The sequence below is a fragment of the Furfurilactobacillus milii genome (genome assembly GCF_009864005.1).
In the GTDB taxonomy this organism is placed as follows: Bacteria; Bacillota; Bacilli; order Lactobacillales; family Lactobacillaceae; genus Furfurilactobacillus; species Furfurilactobacillus rossiae_B.
The window spans coordinates 62,893-74,532 of record NZ_WEZQ01000017.1 but is presented as its reverse complement, the minus strand read 5'-3'; the positions used below and the strand labels follow the sequence as shown (position 1 = coordinate 74,532).

Annotated in this window: 9 protein-coding genes; 5 read left to right on the top strand and 4 right to left on the bottom strand. The window is 43.9% G+C overall.

What is annotated here, in order from left to right; translation table 11 throughout:
- Positions 1-182: 182 nt before the first annotated feature.
- Positions 183-767, top strand: a complete 585-nt coding sequence (locus tag GB993_RS09020; RefSeq protein WP_161004021.1) for a hypothetical protein — start codon at positions 183-185, stop codon at positions 765-767.
- A gap of 112 nt (positions 768-879) precedes the next feature.
- Here GB993_RS09020 and GB993_RS09015 read toward each other — a convergent pair whose 3' ends face one another.
- The 3 genes from GB993_RS09015 to GB993_RS09005 are packed head-to-tail and all read right to left on the bottom strand — an operon-like array spanning position 880 to position 3,086.
- Entirely contained in the window at positions 880-1,731 is an 852-nt protein-coding gene (locus GB993_RS09015) for an SDR family oxidoreductase (protein ID WP_161004020.1), read from the bottom strand.
- Between the two features lie 27 nt (positions 1,732-1,758).
- Entirely contained in the window at positions 1,759-2,622 is an 864-nt protein-coding gene (locus tag GB993_RS09010; RefSeq protein WP_161004019.1) for an SDR family oxidoreductase, read from the bottom strand.
- Positions 2,623-2,654: 32 nt separating this feature from the next.
- A complete protein-coding gene (locus tag GB993_RS09005) occupies positions 2,655-3,086 on the bottom strand; it encodes an Rrf2 family transcriptional regulator (protein WP_161004018.1) in 432 nt (143 codons plus the stop codon).
- A 366-nt stretch (positions 3,087-3,452) separates the two neighbouring features.
- On the opposite strand from GB993_RS09005, the gene GB993_RS09000 reads away from it, so the two are divergent.
- The 3 genes from GB993_RS09000 to GB993_RS08990 all read left to right on the top strand — a co-directional run bounded on the left by GB993_RS09000 (position 3,453) and on the right by GB993_RS08990 (position 9,385).
- A complete protein-coding gene (locus tag GB993_RS09000) occupies positions 3,453-3,824 on the top strand; it encodes a cupredoxin domain-containing protein (RefSeq protein WP_161004017.1) in 372 nt (123 codons plus the stop codon).
- Between the two features lie 81 nt (positions 3,825-3,905).
- A complete protein-coding gene (locus GB993_RS08995) occupies positions 3,906-5,840 on the top strand; it encodes a copper-translocating P-type ATPase (protein WP_161004016.1) in 1,935 nt (644 codons plus the stop codon).
- A gap of 464 nt (positions 5,841-6,304) precedes the next feature.
- Positions 6,305-9,385, top strand: coding sequence for a MucBP domain-containing protein (locus GB993_RS08990; RefSeq protein ID WP_161004015.1), 3,081 nt, complete (start codon positions 6,305-6,307; stop codon positions 9,383-9,385).
- Between the two features lie 132 nt (positions 9,386-9,517).
- Here the strand turns inward: GB993_RS08990 and GB993_RS08985 are convergent, their stop codons facing one another.
- A complete protein-coding gene (locus tag GB993_RS08985; protein WP_161004014.1) occupies positions 9,518-10,336 on the bottom strand; it encodes a YdcF family protein in 819 nt (272 codons plus the stop codon).
- Positions 10,337-10,476: 140 nt separating this feature from the next.
- Here GB993_RS08985 and GB993_RS08980 point away from each other — a divergent pair, with 140 nt between their 5' ends.
- Complete coding sequence (locus tag GB993_RS08980; RefSeq protein ID WP_161004013.1) at positions 10,477-11,496, top strand: linear amide C-N hydrolase; 1,020 nt, start codon at positions 10,477-10,479, stop codon at positions 11,494-11,496.
- Positions 11,497-11,640: the final 144 nt, after the last annotated feature.

The following is an 11,640-nucleotide window of genomic DNA, read 5'->3' as shown; positions in this document are numbered from 1 at the left end:
GGGTAGCAGTTGGTTCACTTAACAGCCAAACGTTAGCCACTTTTCGATGATGAATAAAGATATAGTTGCTTGCGCAAATAAAACGATTGATTTAGAATACAATTACGTCCATGAATAAGACGTAATGAGCCCAATAATTGCCACATTAACTGTGCATATAAATGACAGCGGGAGGATCAAATATGAGCAAATTTGTTGAGAACTTTGATGCAGATAACGAATATTTAACAATTCCTGATGGTTTTAAAGAAGTCGCCCACGACACTCGCTCCCGTAATGGGGAAGACGTTGAGGTGGTTCGCTATCAACAATCTGACAAGATTGTGCAGAACAATCCACACGTCACAGTCGTGTACGGTGACGATGGTCGTTTGATCAGCTACAACAATTTTTCTGTTGATAGCCCAGATGCATTGCCGGATGATTCTGAGGCCGTGGACATTGCGCTTAATGTCTTTGATTCGTTGGATTCAGAATATGCGGAAGAACTGTCACTGATGCGCATTGATGAACAAGAGCGACTGTTTATTAACGACGATGGTGATGAGGTTGCCACACCAATTTTGTGGGTTAAGTTTGCTCACATGAACGGCTCCTACAACTGGGTTTCCGTTGGCCCTGCAGGGCAAGTGATTGAATTTGAACGGGAGTCATTGTGGGATTACGGTCAATCTCGCCGTGCCACAGAAGAGTGGAATGATGACGACTGGGTGGCTGCTCGGGAACACCGCGGACCACAGTTATCGGCACCGTCTGCACTGGCGTAACTCAATGCTAGCGGCCAATAAAATGAGTTTGATCGAAATGTGTGAAACTAACGAAAAGCAGCGTGCAATTATTTCTTGCTCGCTGCTTTTTGGTGCATAAATGACGCTGTGACTACTGATAAGATTGTTGAAGAAATTCCTTCAACGGTGTCGCCTCATGACCCATGATTGTTTGATAATCATCACTGACCGTGTCGAGCAGACCCATGGCACCGCCTGCATACATGGAAGATAACATGTGGCCTTCGTTTCCTTGATTATACATTTTCTCAAATTCCGTGGCTGTGACAGGCTGGTAGGTAATGGATTGCCCTGATACGTCGCTGAGGACAGCGGCAAGTTCCGGCATCGAATAATTGCGAGCTTGCGTCAGTGTGTAAACGTGGTTTTGCAAACTTGGCGTGGTGGCAACTTTGGCAAACGCTTTTGCACTGTCCGTTTGCGAAATAAAACTCAATGACTGATCATCAACTGGGTAAATGACATGTTGGCGTTCAATCAGTTCGGGCAAGTATGGAATTAGTGGATCTGCGTACAAGGCATTTCGCAGAATGGTGTAATGAAGCCCTGATGCTGCTAAACGTCTTGGCAGGGACCCATAGAATGCAGACAGGTCAAACGGATTGTTAGCTTGATCGGCAATAAAGCCCATTGCAATCAATTGTTTGACGCTTGCTTTTTGTGCCGCCGCGATAACGTGTTCAAGTTCAGTTACCCGGCTGTAGCTATCGTGACTTTTGCTGGGGACATAAATAAATACATCAGCATTATCCAGTAGTTTGGTCAAACTACTTTCGTCGTTATAGTCGATTTGATTGATATCGATTCCCAGGGTCGCCCACATCATTGCTTTTCTAAGCGTGTGAACGCCGAGAGAGACATCATCAGGATTAACTAACCGCGTCAGCTCAGTAGTGATCTGAGTGCCCAGGTGACCTGTGGCACCAGTTATGACATATTTCATTTTGAGTAGCGCTCCTTTTTGATGAAACTACTGTTGTTTGGACAGCACTTCTTTGACGGCTTCATTTAGTGGTGTCACAGGGTGACCTAACACATCGGCCAAATCTGACGAAGAAACATCGAGTTCGCCACTACCCATGAGACGTTGCATACTGGTCAAAACCTCGGCTAGTTGTATATTAACGCCGTTGTCAATCAGCGATTGCTTGTAATCGGCGGTTGAGACATTGGTAAATGTGAATGTTGTGCCGGTCACTTGATGGATAGCATGGGCTAAATCCTGAAATGACGTTGGTTGACCGCCGAATTCATAAACGGACTTTGTGGATGTGGCGGTCAAAACTTTAGCACCAGCTTCAGCGTATTCACGTTCTAATGCATAGCTGACGCGGCCATCACCAGCGGCATATAGCATGTCCTTACCTGCAGCACCGGCCGTTAAGTAGTTGGCTTCGTTTTCGAGATACCAAGCATTGCGGAGGAAGGAGTGGGCAATACCACTGTCGGCAATCATTTTTTCGGTGGCCACGTGGTCTGTAGATAATGGCGATTTAGCGGTATCGGCTTTAGCAAAACTGGTGTAAGCAATGTAGCGAACGTCGGCTGCTTTTGCGGCCTCAACGACATTGGCATGCTGTGTTTGACGAGGAACAGCTGTGCCAGGAATCGATGAGATAAATAGCAAACGGTCAATACCGGTAAAGGCGGCTTTAAGGCTGTCAAGGTCAGCATAGTCACCTTGGCGCACTTCAATACCGGCTGGCAACACTTGATGTGCTTTGTCTGTATTTCTGGCAATGGCGATGATGTCAGAAGGTGAAACGAGTTGTGTCAGTGTTTTAATAATGGTTTGGCCCAAATGACCGGTAGCTGCTGTAACTGCGTATTTCATAATGATTAACTCCTTTTTGAATTGGTCAACGGTTATAAGCTTTGACGGAGACGTTCTTGAATGCCATCAATGATTTCGGTTAATGTAATGGCCTGCATTTCCTGTTCGGCGGCTTGTTGTACGCGATCGTAGACGCCATTTAATGTTTCCTGAATGTTAGCGCCGACGGGACATTGCATATTGGTGCGTGGGTCGACGTGCAGGATGTTTTGGCTAGCTTCAACAGCCCGATAGACATCAAGTAGCGTAATGTCATCGGCTGATCGTGCCAAACGAGGTTCTGCGGAACCATTTTTGGTCGTTAGTAAACCGGCATTTTTGAGCTCCACCATGAGTTTGCGGACGACACTGGGATTGGCTTCGATACTGGCCGCGATGCTAGTACTACTAAGACTGGCTGTTGGCGCAATACTGATGTATGCCAGGATGTGAACACCATCGCTTAGACGGTATGAGTACTTCATGAAATTCACCTACGATTCCGACTGTTACTTTGTAAACAACAGGTTTATTGTAACACCTGTTATTTTTAAGTCAACAGATTGGCTACTTATTTACAAACGCGATGACGCAAAATTTATTTTGTTGATTGTGGATACCGGGAGTCATGCTCAATTATTTGGCATGTAAGTGAAAGGTTTATTGGTCTTAGTATTAATTGACTGAGGCCTTTTTATTTGTTGCTTAACTTAATCAATATTATTGGTTCAAAATTCGTTTTTGTTGAAAATTAGGGATTTCCCTCGTTTACAAATGTAAACAAAAATGATATTGTCTAATTAAGGTTTACAAACGTAAACGTAAAACGAAATGAAGAGGTGCAGTGCATTATGGATAAGGTAGTCGTTCTTATTGGCGGAATTACATTGATAGCGTTTATCGGTTGGTGGTTCTTTGGCAAACATCAATCAGCTGCGGTCGACGCACAGGTAACAGAAAAACAACAGCGTGCACGCGTCAGTGTTGATGGTGGCTATACACCGTCAACGTTGATCTTGAAAAAGGGTATTCCGGCGCAAGTTACGTTTAATCGTAAAGATCCATCTAACTGTTTGGAACAAGTTGTGTTTGAAGACTTGGGGATTAATCAGTTTCTACCGCAGGGTCAAGATCAGATTATTGACATTGATACTTCTAAAGCTGGTGAATTCAATTACGCGTGCGGCATGAACATGTTCCACGGCAAAGTGGTTGTTAAGTAACGCATTTGATGCAAACGTGTTGTTCATTTGAGGGCAAGATTACGTTTGAACAAAGAATTATTGAAAGGTGGATGCACCAAGATGAGTTATAAAAATCGCTTTGTATTTTCATTAGTGGTTTCACTGCCACTGCTCGTTGAAATGTTTTTGGCACCATTTGGTTATCACATTCCCGGTGGTGACTGGGGAGAGTTTTTGTTAGCGACAGCCGTGATGCTGGTATCTGCTGGACCATTCATTAAAAGCGCATGGGCAGCCTTTAAACATCATCATGCCAATATGGATACGCTCGTCGCTATTGGTACTTCGACAGCCTATCTTTACAGCATCTACGCAATGCTAAATCATCAAGCTGTGTTCTACGAGAGCGCCGCACTAGTTGTGACACTGATCCTGCTGGGACAGGTATTTGAAGAGCGGATGAAGCATTCAGCAAACGGCGCGGTTAAGAAATTACTGGACTTACAGGCTAAAGATGCTGAAGTGCTCCGCGATGGCAAACTGGTTATGCTTCCGCTGGATCAGGTTGTGATGGGTGATGTGATCCGTGTCAAACCTGGGCAAAAAGTTGCCGTTGACGGTGTGATTACAGAAGGTAAATCCACCCTCGACGAATCTATGGTCACGGGTGAAAGTATGCCCGTCGAAAAAGGTGTTGGCGATGCTGTCATTGGCTCAACGATGAACAACACTGGGACGTTTATGTTTAAAGTAAATAAGTTGGGCAAAGATACCTTGTTGTCGCAAATTGTCGAAATGGTGAAGAAGGCGCAAACGTCTCATGCACCAATCGAAAAGATGGTCGATAAAATTTCGAACATTTTTGTGCCAGCTGTGTTGATAACGTCGATTGTCACATTTATGGCATGGTACGTTTTCTTTGGCGCTACCGTTGGACAGGCCTTAATCTTTATGGTTGCTGTACTTATCATTGCGTGTCCCTGTGCACTTGGAATTGCCACACCAACAGCCTTGATGGTTGGAACCGGCCGTAGCGCCAAGTTAGGGATTCTGATTAAAAACGGCGAGGCTTTGGAAGCTGCCAACAAAGTGAAAACGGTAGTGTTTGATAAAACAGGTACCATCACGGTTGGTAAACCTAAAGTGACAGACGTCATTGGCGATGAACGGGTGGTTCTGAGCGTGGCCGCAAGTTTGGAAAAGTCATCAGAACATCCATTGGCAAGCGCAATTTTGGAGCGTGCTGAGTCAAACGGCCTGTCATTTGTTGAGGCGACCGACTTTCAAGCGATTGAAGGTAAGGGTGTTCAGGCAACGGTGGACGGCAAGTTGGCGTTTGTTGGCAACGATAAGTTACTCCAAGATCATAAGCTAGGACCTCAACTGAGGGAACGAATGACAGCGTTGCAAACGGAAGCCAAGACAGTTGTGATTGTTGGCTTGGATGACCAAATCATTGGTTTGATTGCCATTCAGGATGCACCAAAACCGAGTTCCACGAATGCCATCGCACAGCTCAAACAGCGGGGCTTGCGAACCGTGATGCTTACGGGCGATAACAAGCTGGTTGCCGAGGCAATCGCTAAGCAAGTCGGTATTGATGACGTGATTGCCGATGTGTTACCGGGTGATAAAGCTGATCACGTGAAGGTCCTGCAGAAAAATGGACCAGTCGCGTTTGTCGGCGATGGCATTAATGATGCGCCAGCGTTAACGACTGCTGACGTAGGGATTGCGATGGGCTCTGGGACTGACATCGCCATTGAATCCGGCGGCATTGTGTTGGTGAAAAACAATCTAGAAGACGTTGTTCAGGCGCTGGCACTTAGTGAGAAAACGTTTAACCGCATTAAGATGAATTTATTCTGGGCATTTATCTACAATGCGTTTGGTATTCCTATTGCCGCTGGCGTGTTTGCTACGCTTGGCCTAACTCTGAGCCCTGAGTTAGCTGGGCTGGGGATGGCGCTAAGTTCACTTTCAGTGGTCGCAAACTCATTGTTGTTGAACAAAGTTAAATTGACGTCGGATGCAAAGGAGCGTGTTGTGGCATGAAGTTAGCCGAAATTAAGACAAGGACAGTTGCCATAATTGGCGTGGCTTATGTCGTAGTAGCTTTGATTATTAGTAGTTTCCTGACGAATATTTTAAACTAGTTAAAGTCTTTACGTACAGAGGCGGGTCTCTTTTTAGAGCCCGTCTTTTTATTTTCAGCACTACTAATTATTCTTCAACTATAAAAGATTAATTACTGGAACTCGAGCAATTCTAGAAACTATTTCCAAATATTACGTTCATGTTTGTGAATTGATTAAACTGTTGCTATAAGTGCGTTTATACGCGTTTTTCAGATGCTAAAATAATTGAATTCATGCTATGATGTAGCTGTAATGTAAGCGCTTAACCATTATTGATATTACTTTTTCATAGTTTAAAGTTTCAAATTGTTACTTTATTGTCCTTACTAATTATCATAAATAAATGTTAATGCATTAACTATTTTTATTGGGAGGAATACCATGTTAAGTAATCAAGGGGTAAAAAAACACTTTAAAATGTATAAAAGTGGTCGCTTGTGGATGATTGCCGGTATTGCAACGACCGTGATGACATTAAGTTATAGTCCGCGTGTTTATGGTGACACGGTTAATCCAACGCCTAATGAAGTTTCAACCCCGAAAACGGGTGTTGATAATAATGCGAAGTCGGCAGAGCTAAAACCAGTTGGGAGTGACGGCGGAGTAGTGAACACAGCGTCAACTCAGAAAGATATTTCAACGACTAGCGCGCAGGCAAGTAGTGGATCTTTGAACCAAAAGTCAAATATTGCAAAAGACAGTGGGACAAGTCCACTGAGCGAATCTGCTAATGCTGTGTCCCAGACGGTTACATCAGTTGATTCTCTCGAAAGTGGCTCTACTGAGAAAGCGCCTAGTCCTGAAGAAACAGCTAGTTCTGCTGCAGATGTGAATGGATTGAGCGAATCGAAACAAATTACTGGATCGTCAGAAGGCAGAATAAGCGCAGAGTCAGTTCAAGCGAGTCAAGTAAATTTTGGTGCGGTTAGCGCCACATCTGTTCAAAGTGCTAAACCAAGCGAAATTAGGCAAAATATAGAAACAGCAAGTGTAAGCGGCAATTCAGCAATAAGTAAATCTGACACTAGTACACGTGATTTATCTACGGTGGGGAAGATAAATCGTACACAGAGTGCCGTACGGCCAATGGCTTTAAACTTTTTGACGACTGACGACACTGAGCCTATTGATCAATGGATGCCGAACAAAACGCTTCAAAAAATTGTTCTAGATGAACTTCGCACTGTCGGAAAAAAAGCTGGGAGTCAGAAAACATGGTCGAGCGTGAACGACATTACGCAATCAGATATGTTATTACTCAACTCATTAACGACGCAAGGATATGAAACATATATTGATGGGAAAACTTCTTTCTCACTCGAAGGGCTTCAATATGCCACAAATTTGACAGATTTGAATTTTAATCGTCAAATGAATTCGACCCCTGTAGATGGAAACCCGCTAGTTCAGACTCATGGAGACATCACTGATTTATCTCCGTTGAAGAATTTAGTGAATTTAACGACGCTAGAGTTTAACGGAAATCGTGTGTCAGATATTACACCAATCGCAGGGCTTAAGAAAATAACTAGGCTGATTTTCCCTAACAATAATGTGGCTGACCTGTCCTCGCTAAATGCTGCCCAATATACAGACGGCCTTTATTATTCTGGGCAAATTATTGAACAACCTTTGGTAAAAATTCCTGATACCATGACGTATACAATGGTTAATCCAGTTAAGCCCGCACAGGGAATTACGTACCAGTATGCTGAATATAAGGGAATTTATTTTGCTCTTCATACATCCATAGCGTCGCCCAATGTACCGGCAGATACTTATAGAGCATTTTTAAATGCCGGACCGTCGTCATTTGATGGTAAAAACATTAAATATCAGAACATTCACGTACAAGTGGTTCCTGATCAGACGCCAAGATATCCCACGGATCACTATCTGACAAATGATTTGAAGGTGGATTTAGCAAAGGATTTTGGCACCCCATGGTATCTCATACAAGACAATCCTAAGACTTATTACATGATTTCTCAGTTTTTTGCTCCTGACGGCCTAGTGGCGGCCACTATCTTGACACCTTACGATGTTGCACCGAATGCAAAGGACGTCACTGTAAAGTATGTGGATGAGGCTGGTTCTAGTATTGCAGATGATAAGACATTATCAGGGTTAGTCGGTGACCCATACACTTCAGAGGCGTTATCGCCTGTTCCAGCGGATTACGAGTTAACGGCAACCCCAACCAACTACAAGGGTACCTTTTCAGACACGGCACAAACTGTTACTTATGTGTATAAAAAGGTCAACTCAACAATTACCATTCATTATAAAGATGACAAAGGCAACACAATCAAGGATGATACCACTTCAACGGGTAAAATTGGGACTGCTTTCAATCTGACGCATCCAGATATTGACGGATACGAATATGTTTCGACTACCGGTACGCCATCTGGTAAGTACACCAAAGATTCAGCAGAGGTCACTTTTGTCTACAAGGTGGCGCAGTCAACCATCACGGTGCACTACCAAGATGATAAGGGTAATACGATCAAGCCGGACACGACGTCGACAGGAGATATCGGTAGTACGTTCAACCTGACGCATCCAAATATTGACGGATACGAATATGTTTCGACTACTGGTACGCCATCAGGCAAGTACACCAAAGATTCAGCAGAGGTTACTTTTGTCTATAAGGTGGCGCAGTCAACCATCACGGTGCACTACCAAGATGAAAAGGGTAATACGATCAAGTCGGACACGACGTCGACAGGAGATATCGGTAGTCCGTTCAACCTGACACATCCAGACATTGACGGGTATACCTATCAATCGACAAAGGGAGTCACTTCTGGTAAATACGCCGGAACTAATGTAGAAGTGACCTTTGTGTATCATATTAATGAAGTGGTGCCACCTACAACACCAGAAACACCAATTACGCCTGAACAACCCGGTACACCTGGAATGCCTTCAGAACCGACGGTACCAGAAACGCCAGTAAAGCCAGAACCACCGACAATTGCACCAACTAACAACGGCAGTGATTCGCCCAATCTGGATGCAAGACAGGGAACGGTCACTGTGAAATATGTAACAGATAGTGGTCAACAAGTCGCTCCAACTGTAGTTATGACTGGCAAACAAGGAACATCATATATAACCGCTCCGGTTGCCGGTTTGTCGACAGTATATCAATTGGAAAAAATACCAGAGAATGCGTCTGGCTTGTACGAATCAAACAATCAGGTCGTTATTTATGTTTATAAGATTGCTGCTCCGGTAGCAGATAATAGTACCAAGCCGCTAGCGGCAATCAAGACTGACTCTGTTGAGACGGTTCATCACGAACGAGCAGGTGTCGTTCTTCCACCACGTACGTCAAATTATGATTTGCCAAAAACAAATCAAAAACATGCAGCAACTTCTGTAATTGGTTTCGCGTCATTAGGATTCTTGTTCGGTGGTTTGGCATTTTCCAAACGAAGAAAACACGATTAATTGGTGTTCTAATCTAAACTAATTTATTTAAAAAGTGACAAATAATGGAGCGTCAGAACCATTTACAAAAAGATCACAATTCAGTCACGCAACACATGTCATCTATGGTTGCGCATCTGAAATTGTGATCTTTTATTTTACAGATGATTTAAAAGCAGTATTAGCGCTTCTGATTGGAACTTGCAACGTTTCGTGCAGAAAAGCGTCTGCATCAATGATGGCTGATGGTACATGAACATGCGCGATAAAGTTTTGTCCGTTTGGTCCGTAACCATTGGCGTCATCATGGAGGCGGGCGACTTCACCTAACAGAAGAGTAATGAAGTCTGTCATCGTCCATATGCCTAAAGCAGTTGTCGCAAACGTCAGTTGATTATCTTTGACCACAATGTGCGGTGCGTAGGTTGCGTAATTAATCAGCGTAATCTGTGGGGCAAACTTTTTGAAACCGGCAGCTAAGCGGCGTTGCATGGTGGCGTCTTGCATAATACCCAAGGTGTTAATTTTCAACTGCTGGTTTTTGAGGAGCGCTAATGTATTCGTGACATTGTTACCGCTATTGGTTGATTTAGTTTCGAGCAAATCAACGTGGTCGTCAAACTTTTCCAATAAGTACTGTTGAAATAATGCGGCCTCAGTTGCGTCTTCAGGCGCAACGATACCGTGCTGAGCCATTTGGGCCCGCAGGAGTGGTGTTGTATGACCAGCGCCACCCACGAGTACATAATGTTTCGCAACGTGATGTGAAATGGCAGCATGCATTACGTTTGCACCTTCGAGAATACTGCCACCAAAGAGGGCCAGTGCATCGATCCGCTGGATGCCAAACTGTTGTAATGCTGATGTTGTTAGTGTATTGACATCACGTTGGCCTAAGAAAAGGCTAAGCTGATTTAGGCGATCAGCGACAGTATCAAGTTGTTTTTTTGACAATGTGGTTAGATCAATCATGGCGTCACTCCCTTATCAAATGTACTTATATTGTAATATGTGAAACGCGTTTCATGGCAACGATGAATTAAAAATACGGATAAACAAATTTATCTTTGAGTGCTAGACTGCTTAATAATAACCCAAAGGAGATAATGCGAATGTGCTCATCAATGTTGATTAAATCAATGCAAGGTGGTTATTTCTGGGGTCGCACAATGGATTTTGCGGCCAGCATGTTTCATGACCAGGAGGCGGGCGGCCACATACCATCACAAATTATTAGTATTCCTGCAAACATTGCTGTCCCTGCTCAAAGTGGTGAATGGGAAAGTCGTTACGCTACGGTGGGTGTTGGCACCGCGGGCAATACAATACTGTATGATGGCATCAATGAGTGTGGCTTAACAGGTGATCTACAGGTATTGATGGAATGTTCTTACGCAGACGTTGATTCTCTAAAATCCCGCGGTTTGAAAGGGATTCTTGGTGAAGAAGTCGTTACGAACGTGCTAACAACTTGTAAAAACGTGAGTGATGTTCGTGAGTTTGCTAAAACACATGGTTTGATCAACAAGAAGTACGATGATGGTGGTGATGGAACGAGTATTCCTGCCCACTATGCGTTTGTTGACGAAACGGGTGCTGGTGTAGTGCTTGAACCCACTGATCATGGTGCTTTCAAAGTTTATGATTACATTGGGGCAATGACGAATAGTCCAGAATACGATTACCACACGACAAACCTCAGAAACTATATTTCCTTAGACAATCTAAACCGTTCACATGCAACAAAGGTGGGCGACACTGAAATTAAACCAATTGAGGCCGGCACTGGTTATGGGATGTTTGGACTCCCTGGTGATTTCACTTCACCATCGCGATTCGTGCGGGCAATGTTTGTAAAAAATAATATTGATGCATTTAACGATGATGAAGGCATTACCACTTTATATAATTGCTTTAAAACGGTAATGATTCCTAAGGGACTGAGCCGGACTCCTGAAGCAACGGCAGTTACTGATTACACACAGTACTGGACGGGTTACGATCTGTCCAAACGGACCATGTACTTGCAAGATTCGACGTGCTTGACGATGACGGTTAAGAAGATTGATCCATCGCTCAGCAAGATTACCTTTCAAGATATCAACTTGACGCCTGTTGTGCATGAGATTTAGACGGAAGTTGCGTACGGTTGTCAACATTGACACACTCGCCGTGGGATCGGTTCAAGCCCGAAGTTCACGGTCTTTCACCTCGCCGTAAAGCCTTGTGAAGACCGCAAGTCTTTACGACCGTCCGTGTTGTAAATTCGAGAGAAT